Source organism: Sphingomonas sp. (assembly GCF_051962185.1).
In the GTDB taxonomy this organism is placed as follows: domain Bacteria; phylum Pseudomonadota; class Alphaproteobacteria; order Sphingomonadales; family Sphingomonadaceae; genus Sphingomonas.
Genome location: NZ_JBQCCN010000251.1, coordinates 1 through 21,090, shown reverse-complemented (window position 1 = coordinate 21,090; position 21,090 = coordinate 1). Strand labels below are relative to the sequence as shown.

Below are 21,090 nucleotides of genomic sequence, written 5' to 3'. Positions count from 1 at the left end.
CCTATTCGTAACGCAGGGCGTTGATCGGGTTGGTGCGCGCGATGCGGATCGCATGGCCCGCGACGGTCACGAGCGCGATGAACAAGGTCAGCGCACCGGCGGCGGCGAACGGCGTGGGGCCGAGCGCGATCCGCGTGTCGAAGCGATTGAGCCAGTCGCGCATCAGCCACCAGGCGACCGGCCAGGCGATCACATTGGCGATCAGCACCGGCCGACTGAATTGCCACACCAGCAAGCGGACGATGTCGCGCGTACGCGCGCCCAGCACCTTGCGGATGCCGATTTCCTTGGTGCGCCGCGCGGCGGTGAACACCGCCAGCCCGAACAGGCCGAGGCAACCGATCACCACCGCCAGGATCGCGAATGCCGCGAACAATTCGCCGCGTGCGGTCTCGCGATCGTATTGCGCGCGGACGAGATCGTCGGCGAAGCTCGCCTTGAACGGCACGTCCGGCACGATCCGGCGCCAGACCTGCTCGACCGCATCGCGGATCGCGCCCGGCGCGACGCCACCGAACCGTATCGCGATCTGGCCGAAGCCGGTGCGCTGCATGACATAGACGATCGGCTGCAGCGGCTCGCGCAGCGACCGGAAGCGGGCGTCGGACACCACGCCGACGATCGTGCAGGGCACCGAACCGAATTCGGGCAGCGTCAGCGCCCCCGACAATTGCTTGCCGATCGCACTGCGGGGATCGGCGTATCCCAGGCGCTGGGCGGCGCTCTGACTGACGACGATATTCAGGCCGCGCGCCACCAATGCGCGCTCCGAATCCGGGTTCACCGGGAACGGCGTGGTGGCGTCGTCGCGACCAAAGGCCAGCGAAAAGTCACGGCCGGCCAGCAGCCGCATACCCATCGCCTGGAAGAATCCTTCCTGCACGCCATAGACGCCGAGTTCCACCGACGACGTGCTGCCGGGCAGCGAGAACGCACTGACGGAATTGTTGCCGGGGGCGACCGCGATCTGCGTCGCCGCCGCGGCGCGCACCCCGGGCAGCCGTCGGATCTGCTCGACCATTGACAGCGCCTGCTGGTCGTTCACGCCCCGGAAGCTGAGATTGTCGACCTGGAGCAACCCATCGCGGCGATAGCCGGAATCGACGGTGCGGGCATATACTGTCTGGGCATAGATCACGCTGGTGCAGACGATCAGCGCGATCGACACCGCGAATTGCCCGATGACCAGCAGGTTGCGCAGCCGGCCCGAACCTTGGGCGTCGGCGGCCGACTTGTTGGCCTTGAGAATCTTGGCCGGCTCGAACCGCGACAAATAGACCGCTGGGTAGAGCCCGCCGATCACACCGACCAGCAGGACCAAGGCGACGCCAGGCAGCAACACCCCGCCGAAGCCCAGATAGTGGAGCTGGATATCGGCATCGAGGAAGCGGTTGAAGAGCGGCAGGATCAGTTCGACCGCGGTGAACGCGACGAGCAAGGCGATCAGTGACACCAGCACGGATTCGCCGATGCACTGGATGATCAACTGGCGCGGACTGGCGCCCAGCACCTTGCGCAGCGCGACTTCGCGGGCGCGCTGCGAAGCGCGCGCGGTGGCGAGATTGACGAAATTGACGCAGGCCATACCCAGCACGAGCAACGCGATCACCGCGAAGGTCGCGACGGTCGTCGCGTCGTTGCCGGGAGTCATCGCGTTGTTCTGCGCCTTGCCGAGGTGCACGTCGCGGATGTTGACCAGACGATAGGTCTGGGCGTCGCCCGGATTGTAGCGCTGGCCGTTGGTCACCCGATCGGGAATGTTGCGCTTTTGCCATGCGGGAATCTGCGCGTTGATCGCCTCGGCATCGGTGCCGGGGCGAAGCTTTACGTAGAAATAGCCGTCCTGATTGTCCCAATTGGTCAGCGACTGCGTGCGATCGGCATATTGCACGTTGATGTCGAAGCGAGCGACCATCGACGCGCTGAAGCTGCTGTTCTTGGGGATGTCCTTGAACACCCCGGTGACGCGGTAATCGACGTTGCCGGCATTATCGACGACGGTCAGCGTCTTGCCGATCGGATCGGCCTTGCCGAAGCGCCGCTTCGCCTCGCTCTCGCTGATCGCCAGCGAATGCGTGTCGTTGAGCGCGGTGCGGGCATCGCCCTCGACGAACGGCACCTGCAGGATGTCGAACAGATCGCCGTCAACCATGCGGATATTGACCTGCGACGGCTCGCCGTCCTGGATCACCACCGGCGAGAAAGCGCGGACGAACACCACTTTCTCGACCTGCGGGAAATCCTTCGCCAAGGCGCGGCCCGCCGGAATCGAGCTCGCTTGGAGGTACATCTCCTCGCCGCCCTGCGGCGTCGGGTGATAATAGGTCTGCAGCTGGAACGCCTGATCGGCACCCGGCATCCAGGCGTCGTAGCCCTTCTCGTACCGGACGTAGAGGAGGATCAGCACGCAGGCGGCAAGCCCGATCGCCAGCCCCAGGATGTTGATGACCGCATAGACGCGGCTCTTGAGCAGCGAGCGGATGCCGACGGTCAGGTAATTACGCCACATCGGGGCTCTCCGGCGATTGGGGGGGGTCAGGCCGCGCGACGCCGTTCCTGGAGAATACGGCCGTCGAGCATGTTGACGACGCGGCTGGCGTAATCGGCATGCGCCGGCGAGTGCGTGACCATGACGATGGTCGAGCCCTGCGCGTTCAAGGTTTGGAGCATCTTCATCACCTCTTCGCCGTGATTGGTGTCGAGGTTGCCGGTCGGTTCGTCGGCCAGGATCAGCTTGGGTTCGGCGACGAGCGCGCGGGCGACCGCGACGCGCTGCTGCTGGCCGCCTGACAGCTGGCTCGGGAAATGGCGCGACCGGTGCGCGATGCCGACCCGGTCCATCACTTCCTCGGCGCGGCGGCGGCGTTCCGCGGCGGGCACCGAATGGTAGAGCAACGCCAGTTCGACATTCTCGCGCACCGACAATTCGTCGACCAGGTTGAAGCTCTGGAAGATGAAGCCGATCGACGCCTTGCGCACCTCGGCCAATTTGGCTTCGGACAAGCCGGCGACTTCCCGGCCGTCGAACACGTAGCTGCCGCTGGTCGGGCTATCGAGCATGCCCATCAGGTTGAGCAAGGTGGACTTGCCGCAGCCCGACGGGCCCATGATCGCGACGAACTCGCCGGCCATGATGTCGAGGTCGATCGCGTCGAGCGCGGTCGTCTCCACGGTGTCGGTACGGTACGTCCGGGACAGGGCGCGCATGTGCAGCATAGTCTTCACTCCTTCGCGTTCGAAAGGTCGAGCCGGTCCTTGTCGGCGAAACCGGTGTAGGGGCTGGTGATGACGCGCTCGCCAGGATCGAGCCCGTCGAGCACTTCGATGTAATCGGGATTGCGGCGGCCGAGCCGGACCTGCCGCTTGACCGCGGTATTGCCGTCGGGGGCGACGACGAAGACATAGGCGCCGCCGCTTTCGTTGTAGAAAGCGCCGTTCGGGATCAATTTGGCCGGGGCGGGATCACCCAGCGTCAGCTTGGCCTGCAGCGTCTGGCCGCGCTGCACGCCTTGCGGCTCGTCGCCGAGGAATTGCAGGTCGACCTGGAACTGGCCGTTCTGCACCTGAGGATAGATTTTGGTGACGCGGGCGCGGAAGGTCTTGCCGTTCCAGTCGACGCTCGCCGACTGGCCGACCTGGACCCGGCCGAGGTAGAATTCGTCGACCCCGGCCTGGAGCTTGTTGCGGCCCGGCGAGTCGATCTGGCCGATCCGCTCGCCGCGCTGCAGCGACTGGCCGATCTGGATCGAGAAGCCCGACAATTTGCCGGCCACCGGCGCGCGCAGGTTGAGCGCGTCGAGATTGGCGCGGGCGATGCCAAGCCCCGCCGACATCGACTTCATCGACGACTTCTGCTGATCGAGCTGGCCCGACTGCAACCGCTCGTCGCTCGCCTGGCTGCGCTTGAGTACCGCGAGACGGCGCTGCTGATATTGGTAATTGTCGGTGGTGTCGCTGAACTGCTTGCCCGAGACATAGCCCTTGGCGGCGAGCGGCGCTTCGCGCTCATACTGACGGCGCGCCGTGGTCAGCGCGAGTTCGGCGTCGAGGATCGCGCGCTCGTTCGACAGGCGGGTCTGCGACAGCGCGAGCTCCTGGCTGCGCATGTTGTTGATCTGCTGCTCGACTTCGGTCTGGCGAGCCAGGGTCGAGAGCTGAAGCTCGGCGTTGGACAGGACCGCGATGGGCTCGCCGGCGGCGACATCCGTGCCGTCCTCGACCAATACCTTGTCGACCCGGCCGCCCTCGATCGAGTCGATATAGACGGTGAGCAGCGGCGTGACCTTGGCGCGCAGCGGGATGAAATCCTCGAAGCGGCCGGTCTGCACGGTCGAGATGGTCAGGCGGTTCTTGGTCACGGTCTGCGACCCCGCGCCGGGCATGAACCACCAGAACAGCAAGACGAGCACCAGCGCGCCGGCCGCGCCGATCGCGATCTTCACATTGCGCGACAGGCCGCGGCGCTCGACCACCTTGTCCATCTGGCTTCCGCTGACCGCGCGGTCAGCGGTGGCGGGCGCCGCCGCTTTCAAGGGCGCAATGCTCACGAATTCTGGCTCCCGACCTGCAGCAGGAATAAAGAATGTCCGTTTCCGGACACTGGCGTCCGGAAACGGACAGTGTCGCTCTGGAGCGAGAACGCGATCCGGACCGAGGAAATCTGGATCGCGGCGCTCCAGTGCGACGCCGGCGGAAAGAACAGCAGCCAGCTCGCGCCGAGGAACGCGAGCACCACGAGGAGTTTGCGGTTGGCTGCCGTGTCTTTCATCGGTTCTGTCCACCTTGTTGGTTATGCCGTCCCTTCAGCAGGATGCGTGCCAAGTGGGTTTTGTGGGGGGTCGCGCCTCTTGTCCCACCGTCATCCCGGTCTTGTGCCGGGATCCGCCCTGCCCGCAATCATGGTCGCGAGGCGCTCGCGACGCGGTCGGCGCCGCGACAGGCTCGACATGCCCTTGAGAGGTACGCGCACTTCACGGCGACCATGACTGGGGCCCGGCAGACCCCGGCACAGGCCGGGGTGACGGTTGGGGGGTTGGGCAACCGGCTCGCGCTTTCTCTTGTCCGCGCTCCATGTTGCCGCCCTCCCCCAACCCACTGGCACGGATTTTGATTGTCCGGTTCCGGACACCAGCTGTACGGAAGCGGTCAATGGGGACGCCGGAATTCGATCTCTGCATCATCGTCGACGACGACGAGGACATTCTGGTCGCGGCGCGGCTGGCGCTGCGCGGGCTGTTCCGCGAGTTGATCACCGTGTCCTCGCCCGAGCGCGCGGTCGCGGCAACCGCCGGGCGTCAGCCCGACGTCATCCTGCTCGACGCCAATTTCGCGCGCGGCGCGACCGATGCGCGCGAAGGGCTGGCGTTGCTCGACCGGCTGCTCGCCAGCGATCCCGAGGCGATCGTGGTGATGATCACCGCGCACGCCGGGGTGAATGTCGCGGTCGAGGCGATGAAGCGCGGCGCCACCGATTTCGTGTCGAAGCCATGGGAAAACGAGCGGCTGGTCCAGACCGTGCGCACCGCGGCGGCGCTGCGGCGTTCGCGCGCGGCCGCCGATGCGCCCGCTCCATCGCCCGAGCCTTCCCTGCCCGCACGCGGCCCCTCGCCGCTGATCGGCAACGCGCCCGCGATGGCGCGCGTCCATTCGCTGATCGCGCGCGCCGCACCGACCGAAGCCAATGTGCTGGTGCTGGGCGAGAACGGCACCGGCAAGGAATTGGTGGCGCGCGCGCTGCACCAGCAATCGCTCCGCGCCGACCGCGAGATGGTGACGGTCGACCTGGGCGCGATCGCTACCGAGCTGATCGATTCCGAATTGTTCGGCCATGTGAAGGGCGCCTTCACCGATGCGCGCAGCGATCGTGTCGGGCGCATCCAGGCGGCCGACGGCGGCACCTTGTTCCTCGACGAGATCGGCAACCTACCGCTGCACCTCCAGCCGAAGTTGCTGACCGTGCTCGAGCAGCGCCAGGTCACGCCGGTCGGCGCCAACAAGGCGGTACCGGTCGACATCCGCGTGATCGCGGCGACCAACATGACCCAGGCGATGCTGCGCGACGAGCGGCACTTCCGTCAGGATCTGCTGTTCCGGCTCAACACGGTGGAGATCGACTTGCCGCCGCTGCGCGATCGCCGCGAGGATGTGCCGGCATTGATCGACCATTACCTCAGCCACTACGCCGACCGCTATCGGCGCGAGCGCCCCGAACTCGCGCCCGAAGCCTTGGGTGCGCTGGTCGCGCACGACTGGCCCGGCAACGTCCGCGCCTTGCGCCACGCGGTCGAGCGCGCGGTGATCCTGGCGGGCGACGAGCCGCTCGGCCCCGACGCCTTTCCGCTCGCGTCGTCGCCCCGGCCGCATCTCACCGCCGAACCGGTGGCCGCCGATCTCAATCTCGACCGCGTCGAGCGGCGACTGGTCGAGGAGGCGTTGAGGAAGCACGGCTACAATATCTCGGCCGCGGCGCATGAGCTCGGCGTATCGCGCGCCGCGCTCTATCGCCGGATGGAGAAGCATGGGCTTTGACCGCCGCTTCGCGCTGATCCTGGTCGGCTGGCTGCTTGCCTGCCTGCTCGCGCTGATCGGCCTGGCGATCGCGGTCGCCACGCCCGGCCTCGCGGCGGTCAGGATCGTCGCCGGCCTGCTGGTGATCGGCATGGTCGCAGGCCTGCTCGATCATATCGACCGCACCAACCGCACCGTCGCGCGGTTCGTCGAGGCCTTGCGCTACGGCGATTTCACGACGCGGTTCGACGGGCGCGGCGGCGCCGGCTTCGACAAGCTCGGGCGCGCGCTCGATCAGGCGATGCGCGGGCTGCAGGATCAGCGCGATCGCACGATCGAGGAATTGCGATTCCTGGAGGCTCTGACCGACGATGTCCCAGTGGCATTACTGACGGTCGACGACGAGCATGGCGTGACCCTGGTCAACAAGGCCGCACGACGATTGTTCGCGACGCATGAGGGTACGCGGCCGCGGGATTTCCGGGTTTATGGCGAGACCTTCGCGGCGCGGCTCGCCGACGGCACCGCGCCGGCGGCGGAATTGCTGCTGCTGCGGTCGCCGACCGGCCCGCAACGCGCGATCGTCCGCAACGCGTCGCTCGAGCGGCTCGGGTTGACCACGCGGGCGATCACCGTCGAACCGGTCCAGGGGACGCTCGACGCGATCGAGATGGCGGCGCAGACCGACCTGGTCCGCGTCCTGACCCACGAGATCCTCAATTCGCTGACTCCGGTGACCTCGCTGGCGTCGAGCACGGCGGAGGTATTGGCCGAGCCACAGCCCGATCTCGACCTCGCCCGCACCGCCGCCGGCACGCTCGCGCGCAGGGCGGAGGGGCTGGAATATTTCATCCGCTCGTATCGCGCCGTCGCGCACGTGCCCGAACCGCGCCGCCAGCATTTCCGCGCGAGTCCCTTCGTCCGCGATCTCGAACGGCTGTTCGCCGCCGAATGGCCCGATATCGTCCTGACCGTCGAGGTCACGCCCGATCTCCATCTCGACGCCGACCCCGATCTGCTCGCCCAGGCGCTGATCAATCTGTTGCGCAATGCCGCGCAAGCGACGCGCGAGCGCGGCGAGCATCTGCAGGTCGATCTCAGCCTGCTGGGCGACGCCGCGGGTATGCGCATCCTGGTCGCCGATCGCGGCTCCGGCGTCCCCGAGGCGATGCGCAGCGACATCTTCCTGCCGTTCTTCACCACCCGGGCGAAAGGCACCGGCGTCGGCCTCAACCTGGTGCGGCAGATCGTCATCGCGCACGGCTGGACGATCGAGGTCGGCGAAGGCCCGGAAGGCGGCGCGGAATTCCGGTTGTTCGTTCGATAGTCGGGAGCCGATCCTATACGCTTCCCCGGCGAAGGCCGCGGCCGAGCTGCGGCGAATCGAGTGACCAAGCGATATCCTACGCAATGCAGGGCACGAAACCGGTCCCGACCTTCGCCGGGGAGGCGTTTACCCTGGGGTTTCGGAAAGGAGGTCCAGCTCTGGCTCCCCCGCCCCTTCTTCCTCCAGGGTCGCCAGCGTCACCCCGACCAGCCTGATCCCGGCCCGCAACGGATACAGCGTCGCCACCAGCCGCTCCGCCACGCCGATCAGATCGGCATGGCTCGCGACCGCGCTGCCCAGCGTCTTGCTGCGCGTGACGATGCGGAAATCGGCGTAGCGCACTTTCACCACCACGGTCTTGCCGGTGGTCCTGGTGCGTTCGCACCACGCCCAGACCTGGTCGGCCATGCGGCGGACCTGTTCGGTCACTTGTTCGGGCGTCGTCAGGTCGGTCTCGAACGTCGTCTCCGACCCCGACGACTTGCGCGGGCGGTCGGGAGTCACCTCGCGGTCGTCCTCACCGTGCGCGATCTTGTGGTACCATAGGCCCGATTTGCCGAAATGCGCCTGCAGGAAAGTGGGATCGCGCGCGCGCAGATCGGCGCCGGTGACGATGCCCAGCCGGTTGAGCTTTTCGGCGGTACGCGGACCGATGCCGTGGAAGCGCCCGACTTCCAATCCGGCGACGAAATCGCCGCCGGTGCCGGGCGGGATGACGAACTGGCCGTTGGGCTTGTTGTGATCCGAGGCAAGCTTGGCGAGGAATTTGTTGTACGAGATTCCGGCCGAGGCGGTGAGCCGCGTCGCCTCCAGGATGCGCGCGCGAATCTCGTTCGCGGTCGCGGTAGCCGAGGGCAAGCCGCGCAGATTGGCGGTGACGTCGAGATAGGCCTCGTCGAGCGACAGCGGCTCGACCAGCGGCGTGTAATGTTCGAAGATGTCGCGGATCTGGCGCGAGACGCTGCGATAGACGTCGAAGCGATGCGGCACGAAAATCAGGTCCGGGCAGCGGCGCAACGCCACCACCGACGGCATTGCCGATCGCACGCCGAACTTGCGCGCCTCGTAGCTCGCCGCCGCGACTACGCCGCGTCCGGTCGCCGACCCGACCGCCACCGGCCGCCCGCGCAACGCCGGGTCGTCGCGCTGTTCGACCGAGGCGAAAAAGGCATCCATGTCGATATGGATGATCTTGCGCGTCATAATGGACGAAATGCCGCGACGTCAGGCCCTTGGCAACCGTTCGCGTCGCGGGCAGGATGCAGACGGGGCTCGCAAGGGGCGTCGAGTGAAAAAGGGGGTCGTATGAGGAACAGCCGCGTCGGCAAAAGCTTGAGCGCGATCGCTGCGCTGGCCATGGTGTCGAGCTGCGGCGGCGGCGGAAGCGGCGGCTATGCGAGCGGGACGGGCAGTACGCCGACGCCCACCCCCACGCCGACCGCGACTCCCACGCCGACCGCCTCGGGCTGCTCGCTGCGTGAGCGCCAGAACTGGGCCTTCGCCCAGCTCAAGGAATGGTATCTGTTCCCCGACACGCTGCCGGCCAGTCTCGATCCGACGCCCTATGCGTCGGTCGAGGATTATGTCGACGCGCTGACCGCCACCGCGCGAGCTCAGCACAAGGACCGCTATTTCACCTACATGACCTCGATCGCCGAGGAGAACGCCTATTACAATTCGGGATCGAGCGCCGGTTTCGGCGTCCGCCTCGGCCTGACCCCCGACAACCGCCTGTTCGTGACCGAATCATTCGAGAACGGACCGGCGCTCCAGGCCGGAATCGACCGCGGATGGGAGATTGTCGCGATCGGCACGTCGACGTCGAATCTGGTCAACGTCAGCAGCCTGATCTCGGGCGGCGACACCACCGCGCTGGTCAACGCGCTCGGCCCCGACACCGCGGGTACCGCGCGCGTCCTGCGCGTGACGAACCCGAGCGGCACGACGAGCGTGGTCACCGTTACCAAGACCGATTTCGAGCTCGACCCGGTGTCGACCCGCTATGGCTTCAAGATCATCAATGATGGCGGGGAGCAGTTCGGCTACATCAATCTGCGGACCTTCATCAACCCGGCCGAGCAGCCACTCAAGGACGCGTTCCTGCAATTGCGCAGTGCGGGCATCACCAAGATCATCGTCGATTTGCGCTACAATGGCGGCGGCCTGATCTCGGTCGCCGATCTGATGGGCGACCTGATGGGGGCCAACCGGCTGCCGACCGATGTGTGGGAATATATGACCTTCCGCCCCGAGAAGTCGGCGGAGAACAGCAACCACACGTTCCAGGTCATGTCGCAATCGATCGCGCCGACCAAGGTCGCGTTCATCGGCGGCGGCGGCACGGCGTCGGCCAGCGAGTTGGTCATCAACGGCATGGTACCCTATCTCCATGCCAATGCCGGCCTGATCGGCAGCAACACCTATGGCAAGCCGGTCGGCCAGATCGCGATCGACAATAGCGCCTGCGACGACCGATTCCGCATCATCGCCTTCGCGATCCAGAACGCCGCGCACAACGGCGCTTATTACGACGGCCTCGCCTCGTTCATGGAAGCCAGCTGCCAGGCGGGCGACGACATCTCGTACCAGCTCGGCGACGCGCGCGAGCAATCGACGCGCCGCGCGCTCGATTATCTCGAAGGCAAAAGCTGCACGCCGGTGACCGCCAGCGCCAGTACGTCGGGCACGTCGTCGCAAGCGAGCAAGGCACCTTCGGTGATGCTGCAGTCGCGCGAACTGCTGTCGCCCAATCGTCCCTCGACGCGCCAGCGCGAGGTGCCAGGACTGTTCTGAGGCTTCGCGACTCTCGGCAGCCCCTCCCCTTCAGGAAAGGGGCGATTTGATGCTATCCGCGATCGAGCAGGTCGCGGATCCGCGCGGCCAAGTCCGAATAAGCGAACGGCTTGGTGATCAGCTCGACGCCGGGGTCGAGCCGGCCGTGATGGACGATCGCGTTGCGCGCATAGCCGGTGGTGAACAGCACCTTGATCTCCGGCCGTAGCCGGCGCGCCTCCACCGCGACGGTAGCGCCGGTCATGCCCTCAGGCAGAACGACGTCGGTGAACAACAGGTCGACCGGTCCTTCCTGGCGATCGAGCAGGCGCAGCGCCGACTGGCCGTCGTGCGCTTCGAGCACGCGATAGCCGAGTTCGCGCAACGCCTCGACCGTATAGGCGCGGACGTCGTCATCGTCCTCGCAGACCAGGATGGTCTCATCGCGCGACCCCTCGGGCACCGGCACGTCCTGGCCGCGGGCGTCGTCGGGCACCGTCTCGCCGATCAGGCGGGGCAAATATATCCGCACCGTGGTGCCCTCGCCGGGCTCGGAATAGACTTTGATGTGGCCGCCCGATTGCTTGACGAAGCCATAGACCATCGACAGGCCGAGCCCGGTCCCCTTGCCGACATCCTTGGTCGTGAAGAACGGCTCGAACACCCGGCCGAGCGTGTCGGCATCCATTCCCATGCCGGTGTCGGACACGCAGATCATGACATATTGGCCCGGCAATACGCCGGCATTGGCGGCGACATAGGCTTGGTCGAAATGAGTGTTGGCGGTCTCGATCGTGACCTTGCCGCCCTCCGGCATCGCGTCTCGGGCATTGACCGCCAGGTTGAGGATGGCGTTTTCGAGTTGGTTGGCGTCGGCCTCGACCTGCCACAATCCCGCCGCGAGCACGGTTTCGACCGCGACCACTTCGCCCAGCGTGCGGTGGAGCAGCTCGGACATGCCCATGACCAATTTGTTGGGCTCGAGCGGGCGCGGGTTGAGCGGCTGGCGTCGGGAGAAAGCGAGCAGGCGCTGGGTCAGCGTCGCCGCGCGTTCGGCACCGATCAGGGCATTGCCCAGGGCGCGTTGCACCCGCGCCTCCGCCTGGTCGCCGACATGGCGCTTCGCCGCCTCGACGTTGCCGGTAATGACGGTCAGCAAATTGTTGAAATCATGCGCGATGCCGCCGGTCAGCTGACCGATCGATTCCATCTTCTGCGATTGCCGCAACGCTTCCTGCGCGACCTCGCGCTCGTCGATCGCCGCGGCGATGCGATCCTCCAGCCCCTGGTTGAGCTCGCGCAACTCGTCCTCGACCCGCCGCCGCTCGGCCAGTTCGCGCTGCGCCGCCTGATAGAGCCGCGCATTGTCGATCGCGACCGCGGCCTGGCCGGCGATGCCGACCAGCAATTGCTCGTGGCGATCCTCGAAACGACCGGTCTCGCCATGGCCGAAGAACAGCCCGCCCAGCACTTCGCCCGAGCGCGACACCACCGGCACCGCCAGATACGACCGGACCGGCAAATGCCCCGGCGGCATACCGTGATAGGTATCCATCGTGCCGTAGCGCGGATCGGCCAGGATATCACCGGAGCGTACTACCCCGCTGCCCTCGAACGTCGGTCCGAAGATCGGCGTATTGCGCGGCATCGGAAATTTGTCGAACTCGGCGCGGTCGACGCCCGAGATCGTGTAGAGCATATAGCTCTCTCCGGCCGCGTTGATGACGTTGTAGAAGAACGCGCCGAATTGCGCGCCCGACAGCTCCACCCCGGCATCGGTGACCATCTGGACGACCGTGTCGGTATCGAGCTGCGCGGCGATCGCGCTGCCGATACGGTTGATCGTCTCGAGATTGCGCGCGGTGTGTTCGAGCATCTGGTGCGCGCGATGCTGTTCGGTGACGTCGAATCCTTCGCAAAACGTCCCGGTCACGCGCCCGGCATCGTCGACGACCGGCGAATAGATGAAGGTCAGCCGCCGTACCTCCTCCTCGGCGTCGGGCGCGCGGCGATAGCGGACCTCGGTGGCGTCGAACTCGACCGGCTCGCCGGTGCGATAGACCTGGTCGAGCGCCTCGAAGAACCCTTGGCCGGCAATGCTCGGAAAGGCCTCCCGGATCGACTTGCCGACCCAGTCGTCGCTGCCGAACACCCGGCGGTGCGCCTCATTGACGAAGCCGATGACATGATCGGGGCCGGTCATGGTGATGATGAAGCCCGGGGCCTGCTCGAACTGGCGGCGCTGGCGTTCCGCCTCCGCTTCCTTGCGCTTGCTCGCCAGCACGCGCTCGGTCGTTTCGACCACGATCGCCAGCACGCCGCCGGGCTTGCCGCTCTCGTCGATCACCGGCGAATAGCCGAGGTCGAGCCACACTTCCTCGAACCGACCCTGGCGATCGAGGGTCAGCACATGGTCGCGATAGGTCAGCGTGCCGCCGGCCAGCCCGACCTTCATGACATTGTCGTTGAAATCGGCGACCTCGGGCCAGCCTTCGCGCACCCGGCTGCCGAGCAAGGCCGGGTGGCGCTGGCCCGCGAACTCGGAATAGGCATCGTTGTAGATCATGATGCCTTCCTCGCCCCACAAGAGGACGAGCGGGATAGGCGAGCGCACCATGAAACTGATCGTGGTCTTGAGGCTTTGCGGCCAGCTGTCGATGCCGCCGATCGACGTGCTCGCCCAATCGTAGTCGGCGATGAGTGCCGTTATTTCCCCGCCGCTGTCGATGAAATCCGGCCGGCTGCCCCTCTGTTCGTCGACCAGATTTCCCTCCCTCGTCGCAGTCCCTGCGGGTCATTGGGGCACAGAACGAGACGGGTTGCAAAAGGTTGCGGTAGGATCGCCGCGGGCTAAGTTGGTGACGATGTCGGACATCCAGCCCCCCATTTCCGCCGCCACCCTGGTCCTGATGCGCGACCGCGCCGGCGCGCCGCCCGACATCCTGATGGTCGAGCGCGCCAAGGCGATGGTGTTCGCGGGCGGAGCCCTGGTCTTTCCCGGCGGCCGGGTCGATCCCGGCGACCGCGCGCTCGCCGCCGAGCTCGGCGGCGACCATGAGGATATGCCCTCGCGCATCGCGGCGATCCGCGAGACGATCGAGGAAGCGGGAGTTCCCGTCGGACTGACTCCAATGCCCGACGCGGCGACGCTGACCGCGTTGCGAGCAGGACTCCATGCCGGCGAGACGCTCGGCGTCCTGCTCGATCGCCATGGCCTGGCGCTCGATCTCGACGCGCTGACCTGGTTCGCGCGGTGGCTGCCGGCCCATGCTCATTTGCGGATCTTCGACACGCGCTTCTACCTCGCGCGCGCCCCCCGGGACGTCGCCGCGGCGACGGTCGACGCGACCGAGAACGTCCGGCTGTTCTGGGCCAGCGCCGCGCAAGTGCTGGCCGATTGCGATGCCGGCCGCGCGACGGTGATCTTCCCGACCCGCCGCAATCTCGAGCGGCTGGCGCAATATGCCAGTTTCGACGAAGCGGTCGCCGCCGCGCATGCTTTCCCGCCGCGCACGATCACGCCGTGGAGCGAAGTACGCGACGGCGTGCCCCACCTCTGCATTCCCGACGACCTCGGCTATCCGGTCGCAAGCGAAGTCCTGACCGCCGCGGTGCGGGGATGACACGCCGCCGCGGGCGCCGCGGGCGCCGGGCCGCCGCGCGGCGTGGCTGGGCCAGTCTCGGGATCATTGCGGCGCTGTTCGCGCTCGGGCTTGCATTCCTCCATTTCCGCAACCGCCCGCAGGACCTGCCCTGGACGCCGCTCGACCTCGGCCAGCCGGTCGGCTGGTTCACCGGCGCCAAGCTCGCCGCGCTCGATGACGATTATCCGCTGTGCCGCTCGCTGCTGACCCGCGCCGGCGTGCGCTTCGCCGAACTCGAGCCGGTCGAAAAGGGGCAATGCGGCTATGCCGATGCCGTTCGGCTCGATCCCGGCGGGGCGCGGACGATCGGGTTCGATCCCGCCAAGCCCGGCATGGCCTGCCCGGTCGCCGCCGCGCTGTCGATGTGGGAGTGGAATGTGGTCCAGCCGGCCGCCTTGCGCCATTTCGGCAGCCGGGTCGTCACCTTCGAGCATTTCGGAACGTACAATTGCCGCCCCATCGCGGGCAGCACCCATCTCAGCCAGCATTCCTATGCGCGTGCGATCGATATCGCGGGGTTCGTGCTGGCGGACGGGCGGCGGATCACCGTGGCGCGCGACTGGCGGGGAGAGGATGAGGAAGCGGCGTTCCTCCGCGATGTCCGCGATGGGGCATGCGGCCTGTTCTCGACGACGCTGTCACCCGACTACAATGCCGCGCATCACGATCACCTGCATCTCGACGAGCAGCCGCGCGGCGGATGGCGGGCCTGCCGGTAAGGACAGACCCGCGGAAAGTATTCAGTTGGGAAGCGGCGTCCCGGTCTCGACCTTCTCGACCCAGGCCGGGAAGAAGCTCGGCTGGCGGTTCGACCAGCCCGACGCCGTCGCTGCCGCCTCGCTGATCGATTGCAGCAGCTTGCGCCGCAGGTCCGGATGGAGATGCGGCAAGGCGGCAGCGGCGCAGAACGCGCCTGGCAGCCACGGCCGAACCTCGGCCCCGATCAACCGCTCGTAGAGGAAGCGATAGGCCGAGAAGCTGGTCAGCCGCCCCTGCCCCAGGTCGAACGCGGTCACCGTGATCAGCGGCGCCATGAAGATCTCGACCGAGTCGAGCCCGCTGTCGTCGGGCACCATCACGCGAATTTCGTCGAGCCGTTCGTACACCCGCGCCTGCGCGCGGATTGACGCCGCCTCCACCGTATCGCGCGACCAGCGCGTCAGCGCATCCTCGCGATCGAGCCCGACATCCAGGCTACGCCGCAGATAACGCTGCGTCGCTGCGGAAAATCCCGCGAATTCCTTGATCTCGGCCAATGTCATCGCGCCATCGGCCGGTCTCTTGCTGGCACTCATCTCGAACACCCCACCCGCTACCAATGCGAGGGATCATGCGCCCAGATGGTTAACGCCATGCTTAACGCCCCGTCGCCCCGCGTTAAGGATGGAATCACGGAACCTGTTGCGGCGCAACAAAGTTTGCGACGAAGCGTCGCAAAGCTGTGGATCGGTCAATAAGTGAGGGATTTAGGCAACGGTTCGTTACGCGGCCGGGGCGGGCCGGCCGCGCATGGAAGATCAGCTATCCTGCTGCCGCTCGGCTTCCGCCGCTTCGTCGAAGCCCGACGACTTGGGCGGCTCGCCGGAATCGCCCGGCTGGGTGGCCGAGGGCGGGTCGGAGGCGTCCATCGACTCGTCCAGCCCACGGTCGAGCTGCGCATCCTCGTTTTCCGGATTCTTTTCGAGTCGTTTCTCGATCGATTTGTCCTGCCCGGCATCCTGGCGCGGGTCCTGCGCCACTTGCTCGGCGGTGCCCTGGTCGTCGCGATCGACCGTGGGATGGTCGGTCATCTTACCCTCCTGATGGTTACGCAGGCAAAACGTGGCGGAGGCGAGTCGTGTTCCAACGAAAAGGCCCGGCGGATCGCTCCGCCGGGCCCATCGTGATCGCTGTCGTGGTCCGACTAGTTGCGGCTCGAGCCGAACAGGCGGAGGATGAACAGGAACATATTGATGAAGTCGAGATACAGCTGCAGCGCGGCCATGATCTTGACCCGGCCCTCGTCAGCGGTGCCGGCGACGTAATTGTACAGCGCCTTGGTCCGCTGCGTGTGCCAGGCGGTCAGGCCGGCGAAGATCAGCACGCCGACGGCGCTGATGACGACGCCGAGCGGCCCCGACTGCAGGAACATATTGACGACCATCGCGACGATCAGGCCGACCAGGCCGACGATCATGAAGGTGCCGACCGCCGACAGATCGCGCTTGGTGGTATAACCCCACAGGCTCAATCCCGCGAAGCCCGCCGCCGTGGCGAAGAATGCGCCGGCGATCGACGAGGCGGTATAGGCGATGAAGATCGTCGACAGCGACGCGCCGAGCAACGCGGCATAAGTCCAGAACAACGTCTGGAGCGTGCTCGTCGACATGCGCTGCTGGCCGAAGCTCATCGCGAAGACGATGCCGAGCGGCCCCAACGCGACGATCCAGCCGAGCGGCGACAGCCCGCCGGTCTGCAGATTCACCAGCGCGCGCCAGGCGCCCGAATAGGCGACGCCCAGCGACACGATGCCGGTCAGCAGCACCGCCGAGGCCATGTAATTGTACACGGACAGCATGAAGGACCGCAGCCCCGCGTCGTACGCGGCGCCGCGTGCGTCGGTGGCGGCGCCGAAAGGCGCCAGGCCAGGACGGGGGTCAGACCAATTGGCCATCGAAAACTCCTTTGCCCGGCCCCGATGGCCGGATGAGGCCAATATCGCCTCTCGCCGTGCGCTATTCAAGTGAAACACGCTCTCAGCAACATTCGGAAACAATCGGCGGATGCGTTAAGCACGTTCCGCCATGCATCGCCTGTTCGTCGCGCTCCGCCCGCCTCCCGATATCCGCCATCTGCTGACCGTCGCGATGGCCGGCGTCCCGCAGGCGCGATGGCAGGATGACGACCAGCTCCACATCACGCTCCGCTATATCGGCGAAATCGATCGCCCGCTTGCCGAGGACGTCGCGCTGGCGCTGGGCCAGGTCCATGGCGCGGCACCGCGCGTGGCGATCGCCGGCGTCGGGGCATTCGACAAACTCGGCCGCGTCGATGCGCTCTGGGCCGGCGTGACACCGCACGACGAACTGACCCGCCTGCACAAGAAGGTCGACCAGGCGCTGGTCCGGCTGGGCCTGACGCCGGAAGGCCGCGCCTATCTGCCGCACGTCACGCTCGCCAGGCTGCCGCGCAGCGCCGGCCGGGGCCCCGCGATCGACCGCTGGCGCGCCGACCATGCGGCGCTCGCCAGCCCGGTATTCGAGCTCGGCCACCTGATCCTCTATGAAAGCCATCTGACCGGCGAGGGCGCGCGCTACGAGGCGGTGGCGCGGTGGCCGCTCGATCGGGGGTGAACGAGTCACGGAGGCCGGAGTTGGATCAACATCAAAAGCCCCTCCCCTTCAGGGGAGGGGCTAAGGACTGGCTCACCCCTTCGCCAGCACCCCGCAGGCCAGCCGCGCGCCGCTGTTGCCCGACGGGTCGGTCTTCAAATCGTCGGCCGCCGCATGGATCACCATCGCCGCGCCGTCGGCATCCAGCAGCGCGTCGAACTTCGCCCCCGGCAGAGTCGTCGTCAGCGCGCCGCGGCCGTTCGCGCCGACCGTCAGAATGGGCATGTCGCCTTCGTGCGGCCCTTGCGGGTTCATCGATCCGTGCTTCATCCCGGTCGGGTTCCAATGGCCGCCGGCGCTGGCGAAGTCCGGGCCCTCGCATTTGCCGACCGTATGGAGGTGCGCGCCGTGCATCCCGGCCGGCAGCCCGTCGACCGTGACCGAGACCTTCAGGCCGCCCGGGACTTCGCGGATCGTGACCTTGCCGACCTTCTTGCCCGCCGCGGTCGCCAGCGTCGCCGTCGCCATGCGCCCGGCCGTCGCCGCGGTGGCCGCATAGCCCGCCACCACCATCGGTACGACCGCCATCATCGCCGCCAGTCCGCGCATCCCGATTCTCCCTGTGATCCGTGAGGGCTCGATCATCGGCCCGGCACGATCATTGCGCAAGCGTGGCGCGGCCCCGAATTTCGCTCGCGCCGCGCCGCGCGCGTGATATCCAGCGGCTGACAGGGAGGGCGAAGCGTGCGCGGCAAGTGGTTGCTATGCCTCATCATCCCGCTCGCGGCGTGTGGGCGGAACGAGAACGACCCGACCCCGCCGCGGGTCGATTCGGCACCGGTCATCCCGCAGCTCGGCTCGACGCTGGTGGTCCCGGTCAGCGTGCCGCTCGCCGAACTGGAGGGCGAACTCAACCGCGCCACGCCGCAGACCTTGTGGTCGATCGACCAGCGCGAGGACAAATGCGTGCCGGCGCAGCGCATCACCGCCTGCGCGATCAAGCGCAAGGACGGCAGTTGCCGGATCGGCATCAAGAAATTGAAGGTCACGCCCGATCTGTCGTGCCGCATCGTCGGCCAGGTCACGCGCGGCCGCATCGCGCTGGGCGGCAGCGGCGCGGACCTGACCATCTCGCTGCCGGTCCGCGCCACGGTCAGCGCGAAGGATGTCGGCGGCATCATCAAGCGCGAGACCGCGACCGGCGCCGCCGATGTCCATGCGGTGGCCAAGCTGAGCATGACCAGCGCCTGGCGCCCGACCGCGACGGTGCGCATCGCCTATGACTGGACCAACCCGCCGGGCGTGACGATCCTGGGCAAGCGCATCACTTTCGTCAGCAAGGCCGACGCCAAGCTCGCCGGCGTGGTCGCCGGGCTCGAGCGCAGCTTGCCGCAGCAACTCGCCAAGGTGCAGGCACGCGACAAGGTCGCCGCGGCGTGGCGCCAGGGCTTCGCCACCTTGCTGCTCAATCGCGACAATCCACCGGTATGGATGCGGATCACGCCGCAGCGGCTCGGCGTGCAGGGTTATCGGGTGCAGGGTCGCAACCTGTCGCTGACCGTCGCCGCGGAGGCGCTGGCCGAAACCTTCGTCGGCATCCGGCCCGACGCCCCCAAGCCGACTCCCCTGCCCCCGGCGTCGGCGGCGATCGGCGGGCACGGACTGCGCTTCAACATCCCGGTGCTGGCCGATTATGGCGAGCTCGAACCGGTGGTCGAGCGCGCGCTGGCCAAGCGCGCCGCGCGCGGCATCACCTTGCCCAAGCTGGGGCCGGTCGACGTCACCTTCGGCAATGTCACCATCTATGCGACCAAAGGCGGGCGCCTGGCGGTAGGCGTGCCGGTGCGGGCGAAGCTGCAAAGCGGTTACCTCGGAGAGCGTCGCGGGCAGGTCTGGCTGACCGGATTGCCGTTCAACGACCCCGATTCCGAGGTGATCCGGGTCGACGACCTCAAGATCGCGACCAGGAGCGACAGCCAGGCGGTCGACCTGCTCGCCGCGCTGTTCACCGATCCCGACACGGTCGGCGCGATCCAGGCCGCGCTGACCGAGAATTTCGCCAAGGATTACGACCACGTCCTGACCGCGGCGCGCGGCGCGCTGGCGCAGCGGCAACAAGGCGATTTCCAGCTCGCCGCGACCATCACCCAGGTCCATCACGGCCGCATCGCGGTAACCGGCCGTGGCCTGTTCCTGGCGGTCGAGGCGCGCGGCAATGCCAGCATCCTCTATCGCCCGCACCGGTGAGCGAGGGCCGGACGCGGTCTGCACGCCCCGACGGCCAAAAAATGTCCCGCTCGGAGCGCAACGGTTCGCGCTGCGATTCTTAATGCCGAATCCAAGAGATACGAGGGAAAAGCCGGACGCTCGGTCGACGAGGCCTGCGGCACGGCGGATCCCGGCACCAGGCCGGGATGACGAAGGATGTGGGTAGCCGGTGTCGCGCCATCGCTCTTTCAAAGGCAGGCCTGGCCGCACCCAGGGGCAACCCGGCGAGCCTATTCCCCTCCGCGACCTCGGCGCCTCTGCGCGAACCGCAATCTCCGCGCGTCCGCGTGAACAGCCCGCCCGAGCCTCACCCCGCCGGGCAAGCCCCCGTCCGCACCCCGCTGACACTTCCTACCCCCAGCACGATCGTCGCACGGCGCTCGAACGCCAGCGCCTGCCATCGCCCGCTATTGCCGATCGCGGTACGGCTCCTGAGGAACGTCAGCTGCATCAGCTCATATTGCTCGGGATCGATTCGCCCGGCGTCGATCAGGCAATTCCACACCGCGACATTCCACGGCCAGTCGCGCGCGATGCCGTCCTCGTCGATCGTTCGCGCCAGCGCGCCGTACCAGTCGACGATCGCGCGCAGCCGCGGCCAGCGCTCGGCGGCGGGCATCGCGGCGAGCTTGGCGCGGAGCCGGGCGATGTCCTCGTCGGCGGGAAGGCCGCCCTGCTGCACGCGGGTGTCGATCGCCCAGCGCACCTTGCGCGGCGTGATCGTCTCGCCCGCGAAGATGCGGAGCACGTCGAGCCGCACCTGATCGAGCAAGGCGACATAGGCGTCGGTCTGCACCTGGAGCATCGCGTCGCTCTCGAACAAGGCCGTCAGCTCGGCGGCGAGCGCGGGCGACAGCGTGCCTTTGGCGTCCTCCGCCGCCAGGATCGCCTCGCGGCATTTCCCCGCGACCGGCACCGCCAGGCAGTCCTTCGAGAACAGCAATTTGCCATAAGTCGGCGCCAGCGCGGTGCGCGCCCGCTTGAAATCGCGCTTGTGCCGGAACTGCTTGCGCCACGCCGCGAGCACCGGCTGCAGGCTGCCCGTCCCGAAATTCCACTGCGCCATTCCGACCGAGATCAACTGGCTGTCGAAATTGCCGGTCGGCGTCGCCCAGCAGCCCGAGGTCTCCGGAACCGACGTCTCATGCATCCGCGCGAAGATCGCGGCGCGGTCGAGCCCGATCTCCGCGAGCCGCGCGGCGGCGGCGGGGTCGATGCGGATCGAGGGCACGTCGGCGACCACGCGGCAGGGCTGCTCCGG

General features: G+C 67.3%; 18 protein-coding genes. 7 read left to right on the top strand and 11 right to left on the bottom strand.

The genetic code is table 11. From position 1 onward, the window contains the following. Position 1 precedes the first annotated feature (1 nt). The 4 genes from ACTHJR_RS16165 to ACTHJR_RS16150 are packed head-to-tail and all read right to left on the bottom strand — an operon-like array spanning position 2 to position 4,768. Positions 2 to 2,509: an ABC transporter permease gene (locus ACTHJR_RS16165; protein WP_440524270.1), complete on the bottom strand. Its 2,508-nt coding sequence runs from the start codon at positions 2,507 to 2,509 to the stop codon at positions 2 to 4. A 26-nt stretch (positions 2,510 to 2,535) separates the two neighbouring features. After that, positions 2,536 to 3,216 carry an ABC transporter ATP-binding protein gene (locus tag ACTHJR_RS16160; RefSeq protein WP_440524269.1) on the bottom strand — a complete coding sequence of 227 codons (681 nt, stop codon included), beginning with the start codon at positions 3,214 to 3,216 and terminating at the stop codon, positions 2,536 to 2,538. Positions 3,217 to 3,221: 5 nt separating this feature from the next. Beyond that, the gene (locus ACTHJR_RS16155) at positions 3,222 to 4,547 is read right to left on the bottom strand and encodes an efflux RND transporter periplasmic adaptor subunit (RefSeq protein ID WP_440524268.1); all 1,326 of its coding nucleotides are present in this window, start codon (positions 4,545 to 4,547) and stop codon (positions 3,222 to 3,224) included. Then, the gene (locus ACTHJR_RS16150; RefSeq protein WP_440524267.1) at positions 4,544 to 4,768 is read right to left on the bottom strand and encodes a hypothetical protein; all 225 of its coding nucleotides are present in this window, start codon (positions 4,766 to 4,768) and stop codon (positions 4,544 to 4,546) included. Before ACTHJR_RS16150 ends, ACTHJR_RS16155 begins: the two co-directional genes overlap by 4 nt. A gap of 380 nt (positions 4,769 to 5,148) precedes the next feature. Between ACTHJR_RS16150 and ACTHJR_RS16145 the strand changes: the two genes are divergently transcribed. Together ACTHJR_RS16145 and ACTHJR_RS16140 are read left to right on the top strand one after the other, a co-directional pair. Continuing rightward, complete coding sequence (locus ACTHJR_RS16145) at positions 5,149 to 6,528, top strand: sigma-54-dependent transcriptional regulator (RefSeq protein ID WP_440524266.1); 1,380 nt, start codon at positions 5,149 to 5,151, stop codon at positions 6,526 to 6,528. Then, complete coding sequence (locus tag ACTHJR_RS16140; protein WP_440524265.1) at positions 6,518 to 7,834, top strand: sensor histidine kinase; 1,317 nt, start codon at positions 6,518 to 6,520, stop codon at positions 7,832 to 7,834. Before ACTHJR_RS16145 ends, ACTHJR_RS16140 begins: the two co-directional genes overlap by 11 nt. Before the next feature lie 126 nt (positions 7,835 to 7,960). Here the strand turns inward: ACTHJR_RS16140 and dinB are convergent, their stop codons facing one another. Then, positions 7,961 to 9,037 (bottom strand): DNA polymerase IV, encoded by a 1,077-nt coding sequence (gene dinB, locus ACTHJR_RS16135; RefSeq protein WP_440524264.1) that lies wholly within the window; start codon positions 9,035 to 9,037, stop codon positions 7,961 to 7,963. A gap of 102 nt (positions 9,038 to 9,139) precedes the next feature. On the opposite strand from dinB, the gene ACTHJR_RS16130 reads away from it, so the two are divergent. Beyond that, positions 9,140 to 10,627 carry a S41 family peptidase gene (locus ACTHJR_RS16130; RefSeq protein ID WP_440524263.1) on the top strand — a complete coding sequence of 496 codons (1,488 nt, stop codon included), beginning with the start codon at positions 9,140 to 9,142 and terminating at the stop codon, positions 10,625 to 10,627. Positions 10,628 to 10,679: 52 nt separating this feature from the next. Here ACTHJR_RS16130 and ACTHJR_RS16125 read toward each other — a convergent pair whose 3' ends face one another. After that, the gene (locus ACTHJR_RS16125; protein ID WP_440524262.1) at positions 10,680 to 13,223 is read right to left on the bottom strand and encodes an ATP-binding protein; all 2,544 of its coding nucleotides are present in this window, start codon (positions 13,221 to 13,223) and stop codon (positions 10,680 to 10,682) included. A gap of 247 nt (positions 13,224 to 13,470) precedes the next feature. On the opposite strand from ACTHJR_RS16125, the gene ACTHJR_RS16120 reads away from it, so the two are divergent. Then, positions 13,471 to 14,229, top strand: coding sequence for an NUDIX hydrolase (locus tag ACTHJR_RS16120; protein ID WP_440524261.1), 759 nt, complete (start codon positions 13,471 to 13,473; stop codon positions 14,227 to 14,229). Further along, the gene (locus ACTHJR_RS16115; protein WP_440524260.1) at positions 14,226 to 14,969 is read left to right on the top strand and encodes an extensin-like domain-containing protein; all 744 of its coding nucleotides are present in this window, start codon (positions 14,226 to 14,228) and stop codon (positions 14,967 to 14,969) included. Before ACTHJR_RS16120 ends, ACTHJR_RS16115 begins: the two co-directional genes overlap by 4 nt. A 21-nt stretch (positions 14,970 to 14,990) precedes the next feature. Here the strand turns inward: ACTHJR_RS16115 and ACTHJR_RS16110 are convergent, their stop codons facing one another. From ACTHJR_RS16110 to ACTHJR_RS16100, 3 genes are all read right to left on the bottom strand, one after another. After that, entirely contained in the window at positions 14,991 to 15,545 is a 555-nt protein-coding gene (locus tag ACTHJR_RS16110) for a hypothetical protein (protein WP_440524259.1), read from the bottom strand. Between the two features lie 222 nt (positions 15,546 to 15,767). Beyond that, positions 15,768 to 16,040: a hypothetical protein gene (locus ACTHJR_RS16105; protein WP_440524258.1), complete on the bottom strand. Its 273-nt coding sequence runs from the start codon at positions 16,038 to 16,040 to the stop codon at positions 15,768 to 15,770. 113 nt (positions 16,041 to 16,153) lie between these two features. Further along, positions 16,154 to 16,903, bottom strand: coding sequence for a Bax inhibitor-1/YccA family protein (locus ACTHJR_RS16100; protein WP_440524257.1), 750 nt, complete (start codon positions 16,901 to 16,903; stop codon positions 16,154 to 16,156). Between the two features lie 130 nt (positions 16,904 to 17,033). Between ACTHJR_RS16100 and thpR the strand changes: the two genes are divergently transcribed. Further along, the gene (thpR, locus tag ACTHJR_RS16095; protein ID WP_440524256.1) at positions 17,034 to 17,582 is read left to right on the top strand and encodes an RNA 2',3'-cyclic phosphodiesterase; all 549 of its coding nucleotides are present in this window, start codon (positions 17,034 to 17,036) and stop codon (positions 17,580 to 17,582) included. Positions 17,583 to 17,654: 72 nt separating this feature from the next. Here thpR and ACTHJR_RS16090 read toward each other — a convergent pair whose 3' ends face one another. Further along, a complete protein-coding gene (locus ACTHJR_RS16090; RefSeq protein ID WP_440524255.1) occupies positions 17,655 to 18,170 on the bottom strand; it encodes a superoxide dismutase family protein in 516 nt (171 codons plus the stop codon). A 135-nt stretch (positions 18,171 to 18,305) separates the two neighbouring features. Here ACTHJR_RS16090 and ACTHJR_RS16085 point away from each other — a divergent pair, with 135 nt between their 5' ends. Beyond that, entirely contained in the window at positions 18,306 to 19,808 is a 1,503-nt protein-coding gene (locus tag ACTHJR_RS16085) for a DUF4403 family protein (RefSeq protein ID WP_440524254.1), read from the top strand. Between the two features lie 328 nt (positions 19,809 to 20,136). On the opposite strand, the gene ACTHJR_RS16080 is transcribed toward ACTHJR_RS16085, so the two are convergent. After that, positions 20,137 to 21,090 (bottom strand): hypothetical protein (locus tag ACTHJR_RS16080; protein WP_440524253.1); only part of this gene is annotated, 954 nt, incomplete at its 5' end.

Bases quoted from the DNA above. Each gene is read 5' to 3' on its own strand.
- ACTHJR_RS16165 (WP_440524270.1), bottom strand. From the start codon at position 2,509: ATGTGGCGTAATTACCTGACCGTCGGCATCCGCTCGCTGCTCAAGAGC.
- ACTHJR_RS16160 (WP_440524269.1), bottom strand. From the start codon at position 3,216: ATGCTGCACATGCGCGCCCTGTCCCGGACGTACCGTACCGACACCGTG.
- ACTHJR_RS16150 (WP_440524267.1), bottom strand. From the start codon at position 4,768: ATGAAAGACACGGCAGCCAACCGCAAACTCCTCGTGGTGCTCGCGTTC.
- ACTHJR_RS16145 (WP_440524266.1), top strand. From the start codon at position 5,149: ATGGGGACGCCGGAATTCGATCTCTGCATCATCGTCGACGACGACGAG.
- ACTHJR_RS16140 (WP_440524265.1), top strand. From the start codon at position 6,518: ATGGGCTTTGACCGCCGCTTCGCGCTGATCCTGGTCGGCTGGCTGCTT.
- dinB (WP_440524264.1), bottom strand. From the start codon at position 9,037: ATGACGCGCAAGATCATCCATATCGACATGGATGCCTTTTTCGCCTCG.
- ACTHJR_RS16130 (WP_440524263.1), top strand. From the start codon at position 9,140: ATGAGGAACAGCCGCGTCGGCAAAAGCTTGAGCGCGATCGCTGCGCTG.
- ACTHJR_RS16125 (WP_440524262.1), bottom strand. From the start codon at position 13,223: ATGGTGCGCTCGCCTATCCCGCTCGTCCTCTTGTGGGGCGAGGAAGGC.
- ACTHJR_RS16120 (WP_440524261.1), top strand. From the start codon at position 13,471: ATGTCGGACATCCAGCCCCCCATTTCCGCCGCCACCCTGGTCCTGATG.
- ACTHJR_RS16115 (WP_440524260.1), top strand. From the start codon at position 14,226: ATGACACGCCGCCGCGGGCGCCGCGGGCGCCGGGCCGCCGCGCGGCGT.
- ACTHJR_RS16110 (WP_440524259.1), bottom strand. From the start codon at position 15,545: ATGAGTGCCAGCAAGAGACCGGCCGATGGCGCGATGACATTGGCCGAG.
- ACTHJR_RS16105 (WP_440524258.1), bottom strand. From the start codon at position 16,040: ATGACCGACCATCCCACGGTCGATCGCGACGACCAGGGCACCGCCGAG.
- ACTHJR_RS16100 (WP_440524257.1), bottom strand. From the start codon at position 16,903: ATGGCCAATTGGTCTGACCCCCGTCCTGGCCTGGCGCCTTTCGGCGCC.
- thpR (WP_440524256.1), top strand. From the start codon at position 17,034: ATGCATCGCCTGTTCGTCGCGCTCCGCCCGCCTCCCGATATCCGCCAT.
- ACTHJR_RS16090 (WP_440524255.1), bottom strand. From the start codon at position 18,170: ATGCGCGGACTGGCGGCGATGATGGCGGTCGTACCGATGGTGGTGGCG.